Genomic DNA, 18636 nt, shown 5'->3' with positions numbered 1-18636 from the left:
TTAACGGAACGATCGGTTAGGATAAAATTTACGCCATATCTAAACGATCAGTCAAGAATGTTTTTGCCATATGGCACTCCGTTTAATACAGGCATCAATGTAGGTTTGAACCATGGCACGCAGTTGTAATTTTGATAGGCAAGAAAAGCTCATTCAGGCGATGGAGCTATTTTGGCAGAAGGGATTTGCCGAGACATCGATTGCCGATCTGGTCGAACACTTAGGGATTAATCGCTTCAGCTTGTATAACAGTTTTGGTGATAAACAGAGTTTATATCGTGAATGTTTACGTTTTTATCTCGACCATTATTCCTTTGGGGCGAAGGAGAAAATCCTGCATGCACAGGCGGGATTAAATGAGATCTTGACCTATTTAGCGCGATTTGTGGCCTTGCAGCGCGAGCAAGAGTATGGCTGCTTTATGCAGAATGCAGTATTAGAAAAATGTCTCGATGATGACTGCGTGCAGCAAGAGTGCCAGCGCTTATTTGCCCAGTTGCAGACTCACTTCACCGGTGTATTACGCTACAGTCAGCGACAGGGTGAGTTATCTCAATCGGTTCAGCCTGAGTCGCTAGCGGCTTTTTTAGTGCTTCAATTACAAGGGATTAGAGTGTTAGGTAAGGCGAAGGAATACACCCTGTTGGATAATGCATTTACGGTATTAAGCGAATATCTTAAGAGTCTCGCGCTGACGCCACTTAAGCCCGTCTATGTGAAATAGGGCGTAGGTTAAACCGATAAGCATGAGGCCAAGCGCATGCTTGGCCTCGTGAACAGCAAAACTGATGCAAAAACTAAAAGTCCAACTCGAGGGCAAAGCACAAGTAGGCCATTAATTGGCTACAGTGGGCGAATTGTTCGGCGCAGTAGCGGGCGGCATCGGCTTGGCAGAGCCTTTCAAAGGGTATGGGTTTTAGCGCGATAAAGTCCTTACGTTTGAGCTCGGTTAGCATGGGGTGGTGTTTATCGAATCCTTTTGGCGGGCGAGTCAAGCTATCACCATCCATCATAAATCCATGGTCTATTAAGTTTTGCAGCGCCTTTTTGTAACCATTGGGATTTTCATCAATACAAGTCCGAATCGCATTGAGCGCCTTCGACTCGGGGTGCCAAATACCCGCGGCAATAAAACATCCATCCTCGGCAATGTGTAAATACAGCCCTGGTGCATGCACATCTTTACCCTGAAAATGCCGAAATTGGATCCCCACATTAGTTTTGTAGGGTGTCTTATCGTTGCTAAAACGGCTATCGCGCTGCGGGCGCATTAAGCTGCCACCGACTTTTTTGGCTACCGCGGTCAATCTTGGTGAAATCGCAATAATATGAGGCTGAATTTGTTCGATAAAACGCAGTGCGGGCGTTCTGACGTTATCTTCATATTCATCCTGATGAGCTTTAAACCAGTCGCGGGAATTATTGAGCGAAAGCCGTTTGAGAAAATCCAAGCTGGCAGCGGTAAATGCCAACTCGGTTTGAGGTTGTGCGGTGAGCTTAGTCATATCCATAAAACCTTTGAGGTGCTTGAGACTGAGATTCCGACTGTTAGTCAAAACAGGTTAGTGCGAGTTGAACAAATGCGCGTGGATATTGCAAATTCTTCGAGCATTTCTCTTTAGTGACTATCAAGTTGCGATTTACATGTAAAGCTAGGTGAGAATTATTCTCATCTTTAGCTTTGATGCCTATAATGCCGCCCTATTTTTTACACTATGTAACAGGGGATGGGGAGATGGGATATCAACCTAAGAGCAGGATAGCGAAAATAATGATGGGTTGTGCGGGTTTGACGGTATTGCCTGCGTTGCCACTCAATGCCAAGGAAGTATTAGGAGCGCCTAAGGTCGAGCCAATTGAGATATTACAAGTACATGGCCAGCAATACCGCCGAGCGACCACTATGACTAAGCCGGGCGAGGCGATCATCTCGATGGAGCAAATTGAAGAGATGCAAGCGACCACATTTGCTGAAGTTATCGATGATATGGCCGGTGCCCATGTTGATGGTGGTACTCGCAGTGGCGGCGAGCGCATTAACGTATGGGGATTTGGCGAAACCGAAGATTTCAACATTTATGTCGATAACGCCCCCGTGGGATTTGAGCAGTATCGCTATGGGTCGTTCTTCTTAGATCCCGATTTAATCAAGCGAGTCGAAGTGATTAAAGGGGCCCACGATGTCCGCTCAGGTAACGGCGGCTTTGGCGGCTCCATGTATGTTGTGACTAAATCTGCTGATGATTTTTTAAATTACAATCAAAACCTTGGCGCCCGAGTCAAAGCCAGTTACGCCAGTAATAACGACGCCAAAAGCTACACGGGAACGGTTTATGGACGAGCGAATCAACAACTTTCAGGTTTATTGCATGTCACCCGCCGTGATGCGGGGGATGTGACGCTCGCCAATGGTGAAGCATTTGAATACTCAGGTTATGAGCAAAATAATTACCTTGGCAAACTGGATTATGAGCAAGGTGACCATCAACTCATGTTGAGCCTGACCCATTATCTCGACGAAGGCCGAAAGCCTTGGGCCAATCGCCGCGGTCCTATGCCCGCGATTTCTGATTATAACATCCGTAAATATGGCTCCTATGAACTGGCGCTCTATGCCACCACGGCCTACAACACCTATGAAGACAATACCTGGTCGGCGAATTATCGCTATTCCCCAAGTAATCCTTTAATTGATACCCAAATTGTGGTTTCCCATTCTGCCAATGCACGCCATTGGGTCAGGCCGCCAATCGCGTGGGAAAAGATGACAGTCTCCGTCGGCAACTTCGGCCATGAATCTTGGTTGGATTACAAGCGTGACTACATTGACATCAACAACTTAAGTATTGTTGGTAATCATGAAATCACCACTGGATTGCAGTTCCGCAGTCTCGATAGGGATTCAATGGTCTTTAACAAAAGTTATGAGAAAAATCCCGAGAAAAACTACGGTTGGTACACTCCTTACTATCAGCCCGAAGGGCGTCAGGATACCTATGCAGTCTATTTGCGCGATGCGATTAGTGTGACGGATGAGCTGACCATCACTCCTTCGCTACGGTATGACTTTATCTACAGCATTGGTCGCCCCAACATTGCCCCCGATTACAACGATATCGAGGCAGGGCACGACTACAGTTCGACTCACCATTCGGGCTTTTCACCGCGATTGGGTATCGACTACCAGTTAACAGCGAATACTCGAGTGAATTTCGATTACGCCTATAGCTTACAAGCGCCAGTGGTCGATGAAATCTATGCGGTGCAATACGCCAAGGCGAGTATTACTGGCACGAGTCGAGATATCGATGTGGAGCGTCTGCACGCCTTTAAACTGGGCTTAATGACGCAGCAAACGAGTCTTTTTGCCGCCCAAGATACGCTTTCAACCCAAGTGACCCTCTTTGCCAACTTGGGACGGGACGATATTGCCCAGCGCCGCGGTGCAAAGTCCGACCCAAATCAAGCGATTCAAAGTGGTTATACAAATCTCGACGGTTATGACATCTACGGCGCCGATCTCGAGTCCCAATATCGTTATCAGGATTTCTTCAGTGACTTAGCCGTTTCTTGGTTAGAGGGGGAGCACAGGGGATCGCTTAGAGACAGCCAAGGCGAGGACGAATACCTTGCCAACATTGCGCCGCTGGATATTCGCCTGCGTGTGGGTATGTATATTACTGATGACATTTCAGTTGCTTGGCAAGGTACGTGGTACGATGCGCAGGATAATGTGCCTGAAGGTGATATTTTTAATGCAGAGTCCCCAAGTGAGAATTACTTCTTACAAAATATATATTTAGCCTACGAGCCTCAAGAAACACTGAAAGGGCTCAGCGTGCGTTTAATGGCAAAAAATCTCACAAATCAGCAGGTGACGCCGTTTCTGTCGGATGGTATCCCCGCGCCGGGGCGAGATGTCAGACTCAGTTTAGCTTATGAATTTTAAGGATTAAATGGCAATTCTAAGGGTGAAGAAATAGATAACTCATATAAAAAATAGGGTTATCTTGCCTTCCCCCCTGCCGTGAAAAGCCAATTTATGGCATAATCCGCGTTTTATTACGCATGTAGACAGAAAAAATGACTGAAAATGAATTGCTAACTCGCTGTGGCGGCAAATGTGAACTCTGCGCAAGTGACGTCGAACTCTCTATTTATGACTTACCGGCTTCCGATGGTCATGAAAACGAGATTATGATTTGTGAAAATTGCAGCAGCCAAATCGCAGCGCCGGATACTATGGACATGAACCACTGGCGTTGCCTGAACGACAGCATGTGGAGCCAAGTCCCGGCGGTTCAAGTGATGTCATATCGCATGCTGAAACGCTTAAGCGGTGAAAGCTGGGCGCAGGATCTGCTCGATATGTTGTATCTTGAAGATGATTTACGCGCTTGGGGCGATGCCGAAGCCGCTGCCGCCAGTGATGATACGCCACCGACTTTAGACAGCAACGGTGCCGTGCTTAACGCCGGCGATACCGTGGTCATCATTAAAGATCTTAACGTCAAAGGTACCAGCTTTGTGGCAAAACGTGGCACCGCAGTACGCAATATTTCGTTGACCAACAATCCAGAGCATATCGAAGGTCGTGTGAATGGTACTCGCATTGTGATCCTGACCTGTTTTGTGAAAAAGTCTTAAGTCATTTCGCTTAAACTTGCTTAAACGTAAAACCGCCCAATTTGTATAAATTGGGCGGTTTTTTTATGCAGAATTTAATCTTATCTACCCACTAAAAGTAGCCACATATACAAATCATTAAATTAGGCGATAAAATGGTTAGCATGTGAAGAATCTTTATATAGAGATAAACCTATGGCAAACGACTCGCAACTACTCGACGCAAAGCAAATGTCGGCTTCAGTTGAAGATGGATTAGATAAAATCCTCGGCCAGTGGCGGGCTGAAGGGGTGACAGAGGATTTAGTCCCAATGGCGGTGTTAGGGCGCATCGCAAGGCTGACCAAATATATGGAAAACGCTATCGCCTTATGCCACGGCGAATTTGGCTTAGGTCAGGGGGAGTTTGATGTGCTCGCGACACTCAGACGCTCAGGTAAGCCTTATACTTTATCGCCTTCGCAGCTGTATCAAAGCATGATGTTAAGTTCAGGCGCTATGACCAGCCGTTTAGACCGGCTGGAAAATAAAGGCTTGATTGCCCGTGAGCACTGTAAGGAAGATCGCCGCGCCGTGCATGTTTCGCTCACTTCGGCAGGTAAAGCACTGATTGAGGCTGCGCTCCCCAAACATATCCAATGTCAGAGCGCGCTATTATCGGGGGTCCCGACTGATGAGCGTGTGGCATTGCAGCAAATTTTAAAACACTGGTTAACCCAGTTTGAAGGCGAATAATAGCTTGGGCGTGTTAAGGCTTAATACTAGAGTTATCACATACAGCGCAATGCAGATCAGGGAGTGACCATGGTTAAAAAACGCGAAGCGTTTGAGATTGAAGGCAAACGAGTCATTGCGGGTACGCAAATGGGGATTAAATTACCCGCTGCCAAGCTTTATACCGATACCCAACTCGATATTCATGTCGAAGTCTTTCACGGCCTCAAACCTGGGCCGACACTCTTGGTCTGTGCTGCTATCCATGGCGATGAGCTCAATGGTATTGAGATCTGTCGGCGGTTACTTGGACGGGTTAACCCTAAAAATTTAGCCGGCACCCTGATTGTGGTGCCCATAGTCAATGTGTTTGGTTTTATTCAACAATCCCGTTATTTACCCGATAGGCGCGACCTCAACCGTTGCTTCCCAGGCTCCAGTAAAGGGGCGTTGGCAAGCCGGTTAGCCAACCTGTTTGCTACTCAGTTATTAGTCCATGCAACCCATGTGATTGATTTGCATACGGGGGCTATCCATAGAGATAACTTACCGCAAATCCGTTGCGATACCGGTGATGAAACTATGTTAGCCATGGCGAATGCCTTTGGCGCACCGCTTATTATGCACTCTAAGGCGCGCAGCGTGTCGATGCGCGGCTATGCGAATCAGCAGGGCATTCCCTGTATTTTGTATGAGGCGGGCGAGGCGCTGCGCTTTAGTGAGCTTGCAATTAAGTCGGGTCTTAAGGGCGTGCTCAATGTGATGCGTAGCCTTGGTATGCTTAAGGGGCGAGTCAGTAACAAGATCGCGAGTGTCAGTGCGATACGCAGCTATTGGATCCGCAGTGAGTCCGATGGCTTAGTCAATATGAAGCTCAAACTCGGTCAACGGGTTAATAAGGGCTATATTATTGCCCATATTGTCAGTCCGCATGGCGGTGATAGTGTGGCGATCCGCGCGCCAACGGATGGCATTATCATCGGGATCAGTAATATTCCTGTGACGAATGAAGGCGAGGGCATGTTTCATATTGCGCAGTTCGAAGGCGATGAGATCGAAATTGCTAACGAGCAACTCGATGAGTTTTTAATGGAATATGCTTAGGCTGTTATTCTGCCAGTGTTTGCTAAAAAAGCAGCCATCAGTTTACTGATGGCTGTTGTTTTTATGTGGTTATCTCGGCTCTGATACATTTAGCCATATAAGTATCAATGCACTTATTGCTACAGTGTAAAGCGTTCGACAGAGCGGGTGAGCGAGTGGGCTAACTGAGTCACTTGGTCACTGCGTTTTGCCATATCCATTGCCTCATGGGCATTTTGATCTGCCGCGAAGGCGACCTCCCCCATACTGGACTCAATATGTCGGCTATAATCGAGTTGTTGGTGGGCTGCTTGGGTAATTTGTAAACTCATCTCATTAATGGCACTGAGTGTGACTTCAATCTGTGCTATGGCATGGTGTAGTGTTTTACTTTGCTCCACACAGTCGTTGGCTTGTGTTTGCCCTGAGCTTATGGCCGTTGAGGCCGTGGTAGTTTCCTGCTGTAACGCTAAGATCATCTGTTGGATTTCGGCGGTTGAGGCTTGTGTCCTTGAGGCTAATGAGCGTACTTCATCGGCAACGACCGCAAAACCTCGACCATGTTCGCCAGCCCTTGCGGCTTCGATGGCGGCATTGAGGGCGAGTAGGTTAGTTTGTTCTGCAATGCTACTAATGGTGGTGAGAATCCCACCAATATTGTGGCTGTGTGCACTAAGGCGCGACATGATAGCGACAGAATCACTTAGCTTTGTGCTTAACTCCGCTATTTTGGCTTGATTATCGGCGGCAATAAGCTGTGCTTGTTGGCTATGTTTCGATGCTTGGGTGATTTGTGTTGCCGAACTACTGGCTTGTTCAGCAACAAGGTTAGAGCTGGTAAACATTTGTTCTGTTAAGGCTTTCGTGCCATTGATGCGCTCAATTTGTGCGGTAGCTGCATTAGCGATGCCTTGACCTTGCTGATGTGTTTGTGTGGCTGAATTATCTAAAGAGTGGGCGTCATTGCTGATATGGGTTAATAATTTAGCCAGATCATCACAAAGAGTATTCATATTATCAATAAGTACCCCAAATTCATCATTGTGACGTTTAGGTATTCTCTTGGATAAGTCTCCCCTTGCAATGTTTGCCAGCGCACTATTTGCCAAGGTGAGTGGTACTAACATGGCCCTTAGGGTAAAGAAGGATATTGAACTGACCATAAACACAAACATGGCTGCTAGTACAATGGCCAATGTTTGACCGCGTTGAATATCGTCATTTGCAATGTTTTGCAACAGACTAAAACGTCTGTCAGCTAGGGCTAATAATTTATCTAAGGCAAGGGTATTGGCATTAAATTCTTGTTCCGTATTTTTAAAATGCTGTTCTGCTTGAGTGTGATTATCAACCACTTGCTGTTGTGCCAGATATAGCTCGCCTGGGGTTGAAAGTAACCGATTGAATATGGTGGCTTGTTGCTCAAAAATCTCCAGCAATCCTAGGGTGTTTATCCCCGAAGCTTGTTGTTTTAAAAAGGTAAAGTTAGTACTTAGATTCCCTAGCAATAGGGCTATATCCTGTTTATGCGAGTTTATAGAATGAGAATCCTGAGCATGCGTTAGCTCTGACATTGTGTTGGTTAATGTGTAAAGCATATCGTCAATGCGGGTTCCTGTTCCGATTATCTCCTCCAAAAGTGCCGGATTATCGGGCAATGAGATCGTTTCTAAATCGATCATTGCATTACTTGCTTGCGTTTTTGCCTCAATAAACTGATTAAAAAGTGTTTGATAATATTGTTTTGCTTGTTCGTTCGCCAGCTTAGCGCTAAACATATCTTGGCTTTGTTGTTGGTAGGCTTGGTAGCGTTTTTGAGCTTCATTCAGTGATGCTTGCATCTGGGGTTGGTCGCTAACCATCTGTTTCAGCTCGTTTTCAATACTTTGATATTTATGCTCTAGCGCATTGAATCCTTTTTGGCTTTGCATGAGCTCTGCGGTGTCATTTTGGCTATGGGCTAAAGTTGCAAGGCGCGACATTTTAACGAGCACAAGTTGTAAGTTATTGCTTTGCTTCTGAACCGGTATGGCGAGTGTCTCGATATTGCTATAACTGATTTGAACTTGATAGAGCGAATAGTAGAAGAAGCTATTGCCAGCTAAGAGCAGGATACCAATTGCGCTGAAGCTTAAGAGCATTTTTTGCTTGATACTGAGTGTTAACATTGAGTCATCGACCTTTTCGTCTATGATGTCAGCCAAATAAGGCGATAACATCGCGTGGACAAGGGAAGAATACGCCGTAGTACAAGTACTTAGTTGCTTGTTTTTATTGGGGTATAAAAATAAGTGTAGCAGAGAGTTGTCAGAGTAAAGTCTTAACGAAGAAGGCTTGGATAATTATGTTGTCCCGCTGATGTTTAAAGGAGCGTTAATGAAAACGGTGATGTTAGAAAATAAGGCTATTGCTCCCAGCAAAATCCTTTGTATTGGGCGTAATTATGTTGACCATATCCATGAGCTTGGCAATGAAATCCCCGATGATATGGTGGTGTTTTTTAAGCCTAATTCGGCCATCAGTACTCAATTATATTCCCAGCACCTTGGTGAGACGCTGCACTATGAAACCGAGCTGTGTTTTTTGTATCAGCAGGGGCGCTTTAGCCATGTGGGCGTGGGGCTGGATCTGACTAAGCGGGAACTACAAAGCAAACTTAAGGCCAAGGGATTACCGTGGGAAAAAGCCAAAGCCTTTGATGGTGCAGCGCTTTTTAGCCCTTTTGTTGCGATTGATGATCCGAGCGCGCAATTTCAATTTAGCTTAAGTATTGATGGGGTGTTAACCCAAGAAGGCGATATTGATTTAATGATCTATCCGCCGCAAACTATTTTGTCGGAGTTGCAACGCTTTACTCGTTTAGAAGATGGCGACATTGTGATGACGGGCACCCCAAAAGGCGTCGGCATCATTCCACCGAATCGCGTCTTTAAGGTGACCTTAGGATTAAAGGATGCGTCACACCAAGCGCCCTTGGTCGAAAATGAATGGCAAAGCCAGTAATCAGCAATGACGACGCTATCACCAGATACGCTTAAGGCAACTGAGCAGGCAATCAAACCCCTTTGGCAATATTTGCTCGCTTTAGGGGCGGAGCCTGATCACTTAGCATTGCTGCTCACCCAAGCAAGGGCGTTTTCATGTCAGCCCGGGGAGCGCTTATTATCCCAAGGCGAGTACCAAACCTTTGCCTATTTTGTGGTGGATGGCATAGTGCGCGCTTGCCACTATACCCAAGAGGGGAGTGAGCGCTGCAAGGAGTTTTACTTCGAAGGAGAGCTTTGTTTCTTATATAGCAGCTGGCTAAAGCAGGATGTTGCGCCCTATCAGTTAGAAACCGTCGGTGCTTGCAGGTTAGTGCAAATACCACTTGCTGTGCTAAATGAGCCATTTATGCAACAGGTACAACTTGCGCTACTTAAACAGCAGTTATTGTATAAAGAACAAAAAGAAGCCTTTTTACTCCTCAATACGCCAGAGCAGCGTTACTTACATTTACTCGAATATTTTCCCCTCTGGGTTGAGCGCTTAACCCATGCCCAACTGGCTAATTATATTGGTATTACCGCCATTAGCTTGTCGCGTATCCGTAAACGTTTACAAGATTCGCCGTAAAATTGCCTGCCAATTAACTTAAGTTAATGCGCCTAAAAGTGATTCCCTTCATGCTCCTTAGCGATTGCTAATCCAAGCAAATCCGTTTGTTGTTGGGCGACGTCTAAGCCTATACCGAACTTTTAAGGAGCCTATTGTGGATGCTTTTACTCTGTCGCAATTGTTGGTGGCCATTGCCATCGTATTTGACGTGATATCGTTTCAATTTAAAGCGCGCGAACGCATTGTCGCTTGCTTATTTATGTCGGGGATCTTGATTTCAATCCACTTTTGCTTGTTAGCGCAATGGACTGCGGCGGGATTGATGGGGATTGCCACAGTGCGTTACCTCACCAGTATTTTTACCACGTCTAAAAAGGCCATGTGGGGTTTTAGTGGGGCAGCGGTACTGATGAGTAGCTTGACCTTCAGCGGGCTTGTGAGTGTGATCAGTTGTATCGGTACACTATTTCAAACCCGTGCGGCATTTTGTCAGCGTGATAAAGACTTGCGGCTACTGATGATAGTCGGCACCAGTTTTTGGTTAGTCCACAATATCTTAGTAGGCTCGCCAGTGGCGGTCTTAATGGAAATGTTGTTTATTGGCAGCAATTTAGTGGGATATTATCGCCATTATTTTCGCGAGAAATTAACCCCATGGTAATGCGAAAACTGTCGATTAAATCCCCGTCACGGCTTCCATATCGAGTTCGATATCAGTACACCCCTTAGGGCAGAAAATGCCTGCGGCTTGCTCGGCTTTGGCGGTCTCGGGCAAGATGACTTTGAGGGTTTGATTGCAGCTTGGACATTGCACTGGTTTGCCCTTAAAGGCGCGCTTAATTAAGTTTTTTTGTTCATTAAACGAGTTTGCCGTGGTTTGGTTTAACACGGCAAATGGGCTAGTAGAGGCATTGGTCATTGGCAATTAAATCCTTAATACTCGATCGTTGTTTAAGACTGCTGGTGTCGTTTAAGCCAAGGAATTATAGCCCGATTGCGAACATTAATGAAAAGGCTGAATCATATATATGCCAGCATGGGTTAACTTGCTGAACTTGTGCTGACTAAAGCAAAAATATGCGATTTTGGCCTTGTAGAAAGAGCGATTTTTTGATGCTATCAGCAAGGCTGGTTTTGCCATCAGCGCAAATGATACAGCACTTAGGCTATTGGGGGAGAAAATGAGTATGTTTGTTAAAGTCACCATCGCGGCGACAGTCCTAGTGCTGAGTATTCTTGCCGTGGGAGTTTATCGCTTTAACATGACCAATGATGATATTTACATGGTCATGGAAGATGGCCAAGTGTTGCAATACGATGAGGCCATGGCGCAGGCTGATGCTAAGGCAAAAGCCCAAGAAGCCAAATTATTAAGCAGTGAAGATGCGCTTGAATCTGTGGTACCCAGTGAAGTCAAGCCCGTTGCTAATGCCTCGGAAGTGATGCTTAAGCTGTTTAGTTTAAATACCGCTAATAAATTTGAAGTGAGCTTACCGGACAGCCACAAAGCCGTAGTGTTAACCCACTTTATTAACGTTAAACAAACGGAGTTTGCTATTGGGGACTATCAGGATGGCGAGGCTAAAGGCCGAGTGTTATTAGATTATTTACGAGTTACTCCGCTTAATTTTGACCCCGCTTTAGAGCCTGATACCCAAAGTGATGCGCCATTACAGGATGATCCACAGCAGCAAACCATGCCCTTTGTGGCGCCATTTATTGTGACTAACCAAGGTTCAGGTGTGTTCTGGTATCTTGGCTTGTTTAGCCTAGATTATGGCCAAAATCGTGTGCAGCACTTAGGCAGTGTATTTATCGGCGATCGTATTGAGGTCGATAATATTGAACCTGTTTATCCCTTTGAATCCCCATTTAAAGTAGCTGTTACTTACCGTGAGAGGGCGGCTGATCAACCCATGACAACACCGCCAACTGTAATTAAAACCCTTGAAATCGGTGTCAGTGAATCAGAAATCAAAGCGCTGCATTAGGTTTAGAGCGGGGCTTATGCTAAGTTAATTTTACCTCAGCTGCGGCTGAGGTATTTATTTCATCTAGCGGCCGGAAAGCGAAGGTTTTGGCATAAAGCATAAAATTAAAACAAGGAGCGTGTTATGGAAATGACCAAAGTCACAGGCAAATTTGATGTTAAGCTCAATCCCGAGAATGCCTATGCCACAGGTGTGGGCGGTGTGAACTTGGGCAGAATGACTTTAGATAAAACCTTTTATGGTGAGCTAGAGGCCCGCAGCCAAGGCGAAATGCTCAGTGCCATGACCGCGGTAAAAGGCTCTGCTGGTTATGTGGCGATTGAACAAGTCGTGGGTAAACTGTGCGGCAGACAGGGCAGTTTTGTGCTGCAACATTTTGGCATTATGACCGATGGGCAAAACCGCTTACACCTTGAGGTCGTTCCCCATTCTGGCGCGGGTGAACTCACAGGGCTATATGGTACGATGGCGATAAGCATTGAAAACGGTCAACATTTTTATGAATTTAGCTTCTGCCTTGAACTGGAAGCCTAAGGCATGATTAACATAACATCGCGCCGATAAAACAAAACCAGCCGAAGCTGGTTTTGTGGTTTTTGCCCGAGTGACTAATACCAACAGTTGAGTTATCAAGAGTATCTAGAGCTGAATTAGCAAGGGCTGAATGTTAAGATCATTATGAGGTTTTGACTTTGATCTTATCGACGACCTTTTTCACATCATCGGTATTTTTGGCAATGGTCAGGGCTAATTGACGCTCGGCATCGCTGGCCACTTCACCCTGTAAGGTCACTACGCCATCGGCAACGTCTACATTAATTTGGGTGCCCGAAACGTCGGTCGAGAACAACAGGCGGGTTTTTACGACCGTTGCGACCTTAGAGTCGGTTAAGGTCTTCACTACCTCACTGGTGCTCTCGTTTTCATTCATGACGGTTAATTTGTTTTCAACCCCTTTTACCCCATCCAAGCTTTTGATCAGCTCCGCTGCGAGCGCCTTATCGACACTGCTTTCCACTTTACCGGTTAAGGTGACATGGCCGTTTTTCACGTCGGTCATAATGTCAAAGGAGTTGAGGTTAGTATTAAGCAACAAAGTCGTTTCGGCCTTGCCATCGAGCCAAGCATCTTTGGCATCGTCTTTCCAATCCTGTGCGGCGGTCACATTTAAGCTGATAGAACCGACAAGTAAGGTGGTTAAGGCTAAAGTTGTCGTGTTTTTCATAATGATATCCTCCGTTGTTATCTCGAAGGGACTAAAGCGTGAATCGTGCCAATATTTTTATCTTATTGATTTTAAATTGATTATATTTGTTTTCGGCTCGTTTCGACTGTTAAATCAAAAAGCAAGCTCGGTGCTTTTTACCGACAAAATGTAAATATTACCGAGGGTGATAAAGCGATTGGGCTTAAGCAAGATAGGCGTTAAGAATCGCTAGATCGCAGGCAACAAAAACGCGGCTCAGTTGGCCGCGTTATTGGCTGGCATTGCTGCCTTACAGGGCTTGGCTACGCAGGTGTAAGGTATCTAAATGGATTTGTAGCCAGGCAATATCCTCGGCCAATTGGCTGATTAACCTCGGGTGATTGGCCTTTTTAATTAACTGTTTGAGGTGGTTAAGGCGCTGACGCTCAAGCTCACAGAGTACGACGAGGGCATCGGCGAGTTGCTGTTTAATAAGTAAAGCATCGACATCGGCATAGGGCCGAGTCTGCGACGGCGGCACCGAGTGCGGGCCTATGTACTGTAATGATTGGGCGAGCAGTTGCCTAAATCGCGCCAGCATCCCTTGGTATGTGTTGATTTGGGCAATAAAAATGCGTTTTAGGCTGTAGTCATCGACAGTGGTATTGGCCCGAGTATAAAAATCCACGCCGGTTTGCGTCAGCTCGATTAACTCATTAACCAGCTTAATATCGGCGCTCAGATCGGTCTGATGTTGCGCAACATTAGACGTCATAACGACCTCCTGTGGTAGTTTGGGCAGCTCCGCCGACACGGATTGCCCACATTTTCATGGAAATATCAGTTTCATTCAGCTTCTATGCATATTTCGTTCACTTTTTAATGATAAGTTAATGGTTTGATTTAACTGATGATATTTATCCATTGTCGCCAGTAGGCCGACTATTGTCGGCAACTCTTACCGTTAAGATTGTTAAAGTTTCACAGCTGGCATACAGTGATTCCTTATTCACAGGGAGTGGCACAAGATGATCCGACCAACGCTTTTCTATCATCTACAGGACGTCGAAACCGAGCAGGCATTAGTGAAGCTCGAAGGCGCACAGACCTACAACAAGCTACGCAGTAGCGATGATTTATCTTGGATTAGTCAGCTGGAGGCCAATCGTATCGATGTGGCGATCATTGAGCTGCCCCGTCTTAGCCGTGAAGATTACTTAGCCTTACTCGAGTCCAGCGCCATTGCGGATGTGGAGTTTATTTTTCTCTCCGATGGCCTGCCGAATCCTCACCTCGATACACTCTTGTCCAAATACGCGGGCTACCATTTCCGTAAGCCCATCGATATGTCCTTGCTGTGCGAAACCTTAGCCGATTTTGCCCAGCATCTGGTTGCCAATACCTCGACGCGCATTCGTCCCTATGCTAGCGAGTTAGACCAATATGGTTTGCTGGTGGGTTCCTCGTTACCTATGCACCGTTTGTACCGCACTATCCGCCGCGTGTCGGCCGCCGAGAGCAATGTGTTGATTATCGGTGAGAGTGGTGCGGGTAAAGAACTGGTCGCCAATACCATTCATTTAGCCAGCCCGCGGGTGAATAAGCCCTATATTGCGATTAACTGTGGCGCCTTGAGCCCAGAATTGGTCGATAGTGAACTCTTCGGCCATATTAAAGGCGCCTTCACCGGCGCGACTCGCGATCACCAAGGGGTATTTGAGCAGGCCGAAGGCGGCACCTTATTCCTCGATGAAGTCACCGAAATGCCCATCGAGCATCAAGTTAAGCTATTAAGAGTGCTCGAAAATAATGAATATCGTCCCGTCGGCAGCCCTAAGGTGCTCAAGGCCAATGTGCGTATTGTGGCGGCGACAAACCGCGATCCTTTAGTGGCGATTGAGCAAGGACAACTGCGGGAAGATTTGTACTTTCGCTTAGCGCATTTCCCTATTCAAGTGCCGCCATTGCGGGAGCGCGGGGAAGATATAGTCGGACTTGCGAAGCATTTTCTGGCCTATCGCAATGCGGCGGAAAAACAGAGCAAAGTGTTCTCGCCCTCAAGTTTAGAGGCGATTGCGGCCCACGCTTGGCCGGGGAATGTGCGCGAGTTAAAACATGCTATCGAGCGCGCTTATATTCTGGCGGACCATGAGATTACCCCGGAGCATTTACAGCTTACGCTCAGTTTGGATAAGGAGGCGGCTGCGGAGGAAAATGTGGTGATCCCCCAAGGTATGCGCCTTGAGGAGCTGGAAAAAATCGCCATTTACCAAGCGCTTGAAACGAGTCAGGGTAATAAAACCGACACCGCCGAGCAGCTTGGGATCAGCGTTAAAACCCTCTATAACAAGCTCAGTAAATATGAGCAGGAGTCAGACGCTCAAACTGTTGTTGATGCCGTTAGCGAAGATTCCGTTAGCAATAGCGTCGCCAAGTAGTAACCTACATAAAATGCCTGAAAATAAGCTAATGCATTGATTCAGCTTTTGATTCATAGTCTGATTCAGAGTTGATTCTAAAAGTGTTAGCTTATTTTTGATTCTGACTGCGGTTCAGCATTTTGTGCTTGATAGGGCACAAACACCTTCAAAGAGGCGGGCAGGATATCGATATTGAGTTCCTCCGGCTCACAAATCTCGCCATCAATCACATACTTGCATTGGGGCTGACTGCTGATCTTCACCTTTTTCGCGTGGGCATGTTTCACTTTGCCTGTGTTGGCCTTGGTTGCAGAGTCGCTATTGGCGGCCTCTTTAATCCAGCCGGTAAAAGCCAGTTCAGCCAAACTGATAAGCTGTTCATTCGGCACATTATTTGAATCTAACCAAGTGATATCCAACAAGCCGTCGGTCATATTGGGTTCGCCCTTACCTTGGGCGAGTAAGCTGGTAAAAGGCGCGGCATTGGCAACCACTAGGCTGTGGGTTTGCACTGTCATTGGGGCTTGGTCATCTAAAGTTAGCTGCAACTCGAGGTTGGTGTTGGTGTTCACCGCGCGCCACAAACCATCGAGGTAGGCGAGTTGGCCGAGAGCATTTTTACGCTCGCGGCTCGCCGACTCAATCATTTGCTGCTCAAACCCAATGCCGACCAGCAGCAACACCAGTCGCTCATTGCAACGCGCCGTGTCTATGGTCTGTATCTGGCCTTGGATAATATTATCAAGGGCTTGGGAGACAGCATTCAGCTTACTGCTTAAACCAAAGAGGGCGTGTGACAGGGCATTGGTGGTGCCTAACGGGATAATGCCTAGGGTGATATCGGTGTCGATAATCTCCGCAGCGACCTCAGTGACTGTGCCATCGCCCCCGCAAGCGATGATGATATCGGCGCCCTGAAGCCGGGCTTTTTTCGCTTGGGTTTGGGCGCTAATCTCTGGCGTGGTGAGCGCTAACTGCACCTCAAAATAGCGTTTCAGTTCAGTGCAAATTTGTTCGCCATGGGTCTGCCATTTACCCGCGCCAGAGACGGGATTGGCGATAATCCAGGCTCGCTTATGCAGTTTGATTTCCCCTTGAGTGTACATCTGCTCCAGCGCTTTAAGTTGCCAGCGATTTAACCCTGCGGTTTTACGAATGCTTTTAATCTGTTGCAGCACCTCGGCAAAGCTGAGCTCGGGGCGGCGGCACACAAGATAAGCGGCCAGCACCATTACGGAACGCCCGCGGCCGAGCGCACAGTGGATTAATACCCGCTTTTGGGCGCGCACTTGGCGATGTAACCAGTTAATCGCCTGATTTAATTGGGCGCTAGTCGGCACACTGTGGTCAAGAATAGGGATATTCAGATAGTCGATATGCTCCTCATACAGGGACACATCGAGGCCGTCGAATTCGGCGGTGACATCTAAAATGGCGGTAATGCCATAACGATTCAGTTTAGGTAAATCGGCAGCGCTTAAGCGGCTACCCAAGTACAGATATTTATCAATGGCTTGCATTGAAGGCACGCTATCGCTGCGCCGCGCCCAGAGATTATAGAGTCGGCATCCTAGTAAAAATGGAATAAAGCCCCAACGAATATACCAAGGGATGGAACCATCCTGACGTTTTCTAAAAATACTGGCGAGATTAAACCAATAGGCCGAGCCGACAAGGGCGAGGGATAGGCTGCTCCATGCCCAAATAAAGGTGAGGATAGGGGAGTGCCCCGTTACGGCGAAATAGCCAAATAACAGCGCTCCGAACAGGTAGAAATACTTAATGTGGATCCTACTCAGCATTGGCATCTCCTCCATCGATAAACGGCGAGCCTCAGGGAAACCCACTTTATCGTAACCAATGACTGTCGCGATAAAGTGGCTCGGTGGTACTCAATTGAACTGTGGTTATCCTGATCGGCTCGTTTGTGGGACTCACTACTCGCTGTCATCCGTTTTAGCAGCGGGTATCTTTCGCTTTAACGCCTTCTTTCAGTTCTTCACAGGCATCTTCAATTGCATTGCCGGTATCAGTGATGGCTTCATCGATTTTTTCGCCTGCATCCTCGGCGTGGTTGTCGCTACAGGCTGACAATCCAAAGGTTAATAATAAGGCTAAAAATGCATTGGTAATTATGGTCATAGGTTTCATATTGATTCTCCTTTTATCCAATTTAAGCGCGTGGTGCCTTGCCCTTAAGGGCATTGACCAGCAGGGAAATCACAAGTAATACAATAAATAGGAAGAAAATAATCTTTGCGATCCCCGCTGCGGCGCCAGCGATCCCCGTAAATCCAAACAGTCCGGCGATAATGGCCACAACCAGAAACATTAAGGTCCAACCTAACATAGCCGCCTCCTTTGTCTTATTTCGGTTTTTCTGTCTTCTCTCACTCTGCATGTTTACGTCGAGTGAGCTAGTGGAGTTCGTTGTTGAGAGCTAGTGAAGTAAGTTGAATGTGCTAAGTTGCGTCTTACATACCGTTATCACTCAATCCCGCAATAAACTCACAAAGGAGATATTGCGAGCTTAATGCCAACTTTGAAATTCTTGGTTAATCTACTGATTATTAGTGTAATTTTTAAATGTCGTATTGGCGGGAGTATTTGCTGATATAAGCGAGATAGGCAATTTTTACCTGCGATTCGGTAAGAGTTGCCATTAGAAAATTGTGAGAAACAGCATAATGGCTTTGGAGGAGTCCGAGAGGGTATGATGTTGTTGGTTTAGAATGGGTAGTAATATTTTCTGTCCAGAATTTTCACCTTAGCTGATAGCTACTTATTGGTGTTAGTTCGAAAACTATCACTGCTGAGTACCACCCAAGCACTACGGGATGACTTATCTCGTCCGAAACATGCCATTCTTGAATTAAATTAACTCAATTTATTGCCTTGGATACTGTCCCGCGTTCTGATAACTCTCATTCGAGTCATTTAAAGCAAGAGCAATTTGTAGGTGAATTAAAGATTCTACATTTATTTTTTAAAAGATAATTTTTCATCTTCACAGTAGTCG

The 18636-nt window shown here is 46.5% G+C and carries 19 protein-coding genes; 11 read left to right on the top strand and 8 right to left on the bottom strand.

The window, feature by feature from the left end; genetic code table 11:
• Positions 1-112 precede the first annotated feature (112 nt).
• Positions 113-724: a TetR/AcrR family transcriptional regulator gene (locus tag JM642_RS13635; protein ID WP_203431982.1), complete on the top strand. Its 612-nt coding sequence runs from the start codon at positions 113-115 to the stop codon at positions 722-724.
• Positions 725-797: 73 nt separating this feature from the next.
• Here the strand turns inward: JM642_RS13635 and JM642_RS13630 are convergent, their stop codons facing one another.
• Positions 798-1505: a DUF2461 domain-containing protein gene (locus JM642_RS13630; protein WP_144375552.1), complete on the bottom strand. Its 708-nt coding sequence runs from the start codon at positions 1503-1505 to the stop codon at positions 798-800.
• Positions 1506-1735: 230 nt separating this feature from the next.
• Here JM642_RS13630 and JM642_RS13625 point away from each other — a divergent pair, with 230 nt between their 5' ends.
• From JM642_RS13625 to JM642_RS13610, 4 genes are all read left to right on the top strand, one after another.
• A complete protein-coding gene (locus tag JM642_RS13625; RefSeq protein ID WP_203431981.1) occupies positions 1736-3949 on the top strand; it encodes a TonB-dependent receptor in 2214 nt (737 codons plus the stop codon).
• 134 nt (positions 3950-4083) lie between these two features.
• On the top strand, positions 4084-4647 hold the full coding sequence (locus tag JM642_RS13620) for an alkylphosphonate utilization protein (protein WP_037416634.1): 564 nt from the start codon (positions 4084-4086) through the stop codon (positions 4645-4647).
• Positions 4648-4821: 174 nt separating this feature from the next.
• On the top strand, positions 4822-5361 hold the full coding sequence (locus tag JM642_RS13615) for a MarR family transcriptional regulator (RefSeq protein WP_203431980.1): 540 nt from the start codon (positions 4822-4824) through the stop codon (positions 5359-5361).
• A 69-nt stretch (positions 5362-5430) separates the two neighbouring features.
• A complete protein-coding gene (locus JM642_RS13610; RefSeq protein ID WP_037416636.1) occupies positions 5431-6444 on the top strand; it encodes a succinylglutamate desuccinylase/aspartoacylase family protein in 1014 nt (337 codons plus the stop codon).
• A 119-nt stretch (positions 6445-6563) separates the two neighbouring features.
• Here JM642_RS13610 and JM642_RS13605 read toward each other — a convergent pair whose 3' ends face one another.
• Positions 6564-8591 (bottom strand): methyl-accepting chemotaxis protein, encoded by a 2028-nt coding sequence (locus JM642_RS13605; RefSeq protein WP_203431979.1) that lies wholly within the window; start codon positions 8589-8591, stop codon positions 6564-6566.
• A gap of 208 nt (positions 8592-8799) precedes the next feature.
• Here JM642_RS13605 and JM642_RS13600 point away from each other — a divergent pair, with 208 nt between their 5' ends.
• From JM642_RS13600 to JM642_RS13590, 3 genes are all read left to right on the top strand, one after another.
• Complete coding sequence (locus tag JM642_RS13600) at positions 8800-9426, top strand: fumarylacetoacetate hydrolase family protein (protein ID WP_144375556.1); 627 nt, start codon at positions 8800-8802, stop codon at positions 9424-9426.
• Positions 9427-9432: 6 nt separating this feature from the next.
• Positions 9433-10038: a Crp/Fnr family transcriptional regulator gene (locus tag JM642_RS13595; protein WP_203431978.1), complete on the top strand. Its 606-nt coding sequence runs from the start codon at positions 9433-9435 to the stop codon at positions 10036-10038.
• Positions 10039-10174: 136 nt separating this feature from the next.
• Positions 10175-10681 carry a YgjV family protein gene (locus JM642_RS13590; RefSeq protein ID WP_047536295.1) on the top strand — a complete coding sequence of 169 codons (507 nt, stop codon included), beginning with the start codon at positions 10175-10177 and terminating at the stop codon, positions 10679-10681.
• A 15-nt stretch (positions 10682-10696) separates the two neighbouring features.
• Here JM642_RS13590 and JM642_RS13585 read toward each other — a convergent pair whose 3' ends face one another.
• On the bottom strand, positions 10697-10939 hold the full coding sequence (locus JM642_RS13585) for a hypothetical protein (protein ID WP_203431977.1): 243 nt from the start codon (positions 10937-10939) through the stop codon (positions 10697-10699).
• 262 nt (positions 10940-11201) lie between these two features.
• Here JM642_RS13585 and JM642_RS13580 point away from each other — a divergent pair, with 262 nt between their 5' ends.
• Together JM642_RS13580 and JM642_RS13575 are read left to right on the top strand one after the other, a co-directional pair.
• Positions 11202-12011 carry a hypothetical protein gene (locus tag JM642_RS13580; protein ID WP_203431976.1) on the top strand — a complete coding sequence of 270 codons (810 nt, stop codon included), beginning with the start codon at positions 11202-11204 and terminating at the stop codon, positions 12009-12011.
• A gap of 123 nt (positions 12012-12134) precedes the next feature.
• Positions 12135-12545, top strand: coding sequence for a DUF3224 domain-containing protein (locus JM642_RS13575; RefSeq protein ID WP_037425752.1), 411 nt, complete (start codon positions 12135-12137; stop codon positions 12543-12545).
• Between the two features lie 142 nt (positions 12546-12687).
• Here the strand turns inward: JM642_RS13575 and JM642_RS13570 are convergent, their stop codons facing one another.
• On the bottom strand, positions 12688-13236 hold the full coding sequence (locus tag JM642_RS13570) for a BON domain-containing protein (protein WP_037425750.1): 549 nt from the start codon (positions 13234-13236) through the stop codon (positions 12688-12690).
• A 271-nt stretch (positions 13237-13507) separates the two neighbouring features.
• Positions 13508-13972 (bottom strand): hypothetical protein, encoded by a 465-nt coding sequence (locus tag JM642_RS13565; protein WP_203431975.1) that lies wholly within the window; start codon positions 13970-13972, stop codon positions 13508-13510.
• Positions 13973-14225: 253 nt separating this feature from the next.
• Here JM642_RS13565 and JM642_RS13560 point away from each other — a divergent pair, with 253 nt between their 5' ends.
• A complete protein-coding gene (locus JM642_RS13560) occupies positions 14226-15635 on the top strand; it encodes a sigma-54 dependent transcriptional regulator (protein WP_203431974.1) in 1410 nt (469 codons plus the stop codon).
• An 86-nt stretch (positions 15636-15721) separates the two neighbouring features.
• On the opposite strand, the gene JM642_RS13555 is transcribed toward JM642_RS13560, so the two are convergent.
• From JM642_RS13555 to JM642_RS13545, 3 genes are all read right to left on the bottom strand, one after another.
• Positions 15722-17419 (bottom strand): diacylglycerol kinase family protein, encoded by a 1698-nt coding sequence (locus tag JM642_RS13555; RefSeq protein WP_203431973.1) that lies wholly within the window; start codon positions 17417-17419, stop codon positions 15722-15724.
• A 154-nt stretch (positions 17420-17573) separates the two neighbouring features.
• The gene (locus tag JM642_RS13550; protein ID WP_144375562.1) at positions 17574-17768 is read right to left on the bottom strand and encodes a hypothetical protein; all 195 of its coding nucleotides are present in this window, start codon (positions 17766-17768) and stop codon (positions 17574-17576) included.
• 22 nt (positions 17769-17790) lie between these two features.
• A complete protein-coding gene (locus JM642_RS13545) occupies positions 17791-17967 on the bottom strand; it encodes a DUF1328 domain-containing protein (protein ID WP_011626732.1) in 177 nt (58 codons plus the stop codon).
• Between the last annotated feature and the right edge of the window lie 669 nt (positions 17968-18636).

It is taken from the genome of Shewanella sp. LZH-2 (assembly GCF_016859145.1).
Taxonomy (GTDB): domain Bacteria; phylum Pseudomonadota; class Gammaproteobacteria; order Enterobacterales; family Shewanellaceae; genus Shewanella; species Shewanella xiamenensis.
Note: the sequence above shows the minus strand (reverse complement) of the source record. Positions and strands in the feature narration are given on the sequence as shown.

Bases quoted from the DNA above. Each gene is read 5' to 3' on its own strand.
- JM642_RS13635 (WP_203431982.1), top strand. From the start codon at position 113: ATGGCACGCAGTTGTAATTTTGATAGGCAAGAAAAGCTCATTCAGGCG.
- JM642_RS13630 (WP_144375552.1), bottom strand. From the start codon at position 1,505: ATGACTAAGCTCACCGCACAACCTCAAACCGAGTTGGCATTTACCGCT.
- JM642_RS13625 (WP_203431981.1), top strand. From the start codon at position 1,736: ATGGGATATCAACCTAAGAGCAGGATAGCGAAAATAATGATGGGTTGT.
- JM642_RS13620 (WP_037416634.1), top strand. From the start codon at position 4,084: ATGACTGAAAATGAATTGCTAACTCGCTGTGGCGGCAAATGTGAACTC.
- JM642_RS13615 (WP_203431980.1), top strand. From the start codon at position 4,822: ATGGCAAACGACTCGCAACTACTCGACGCAAAGCAAATGTCGGCTTCA.
- JM642_RS13610 (WP_037416636.1), top strand. From the start codon at position 5,431: ATGGTTAAAAAACGCGAAGCGTTTGAGATTGAAGGCAAACGAGTCATT.
- JM642_RS13605 (WP_203431979.1), bottom strand. From the start codon at position 8,591: ATGTTAACACTCAGTATCAAGCAAAAAATGCTCTTAAGCTTCAGCGCA.
- JM642_RS13600 (WP_144375556.1), top strand. From the start codon at position 8,800: ATGAAAACGGTGATGTTAGAAAATAAGGCTATTGCTCCCAGCAAAATC.
- JM642_RS13595 (WP_203431978.1), top strand. From the start codon at position 9,433: ATGACGACGCTATCACCAGATACGCTTAAGGCAACTGAGCAGGCAATC.
- JM642_RS13585 (WP_203431977.1), bottom strand. From the start codon at position 10,939: ATGACCAATGCCTCTACTAGCCCATTTGCCGTGTTAAACCAAACCACG.
- JM642_RS13580 (WP_203431976.1), top strand. From the start codon at position 11,202: ATGAGTATGTTTGTTAAAGTCACCATCGCGGCGACAGTCCTAGTGCTG.
- JM642_RS13575 (WP_037425752.1), top strand. From the start codon at position 12,135: ATGGAAATGACCAAAGTCACAGGCAAATTTGATGTTAAGCTCAATCCC.
- JM642_RS13570 (WP_037425750.1), bottom strand. From the start codon at position 13,236: ATGAAAAACACGACAACTTTAGCCTTAACCACCTTACTTGTCGGTTCT.
- JM642_RS13565 (WP_203431975.1), bottom strand. From the start codon at position 13,972: ATGACGTCTAATGTTGCGCAACATCAGACCGATCTGAGCGCCGATATT.
- JM642_RS13560 (WP_203431974.1), top strand. From the start codon at position 14,226: ATGATCCGACCAACGCTTTTCTATCATCTACAGGACGTCGAAACCGAG.
- JM642_RS13555 (WP_203431973.1), bottom strand. From the start codon at position 17,419: ATGCTGAGTAGGATCCACATTAAGTATTTCTACCTGTTCGGAGCGCTG.
- JM642_RS13550 (WP_144375562.1), bottom strand. From the start codon at position 17,768: ATGAAACCTATGACCATAATTACCAATGCATTTTTAGCCTTATTATTA.
- JM642_RS13545 (WP_011626732.1), bottom strand. From the start codon at position 17,967: ATGTTAGGTTGGACCTTAATGTTTCTGGTTGTGGCCATTATCGCCGGA.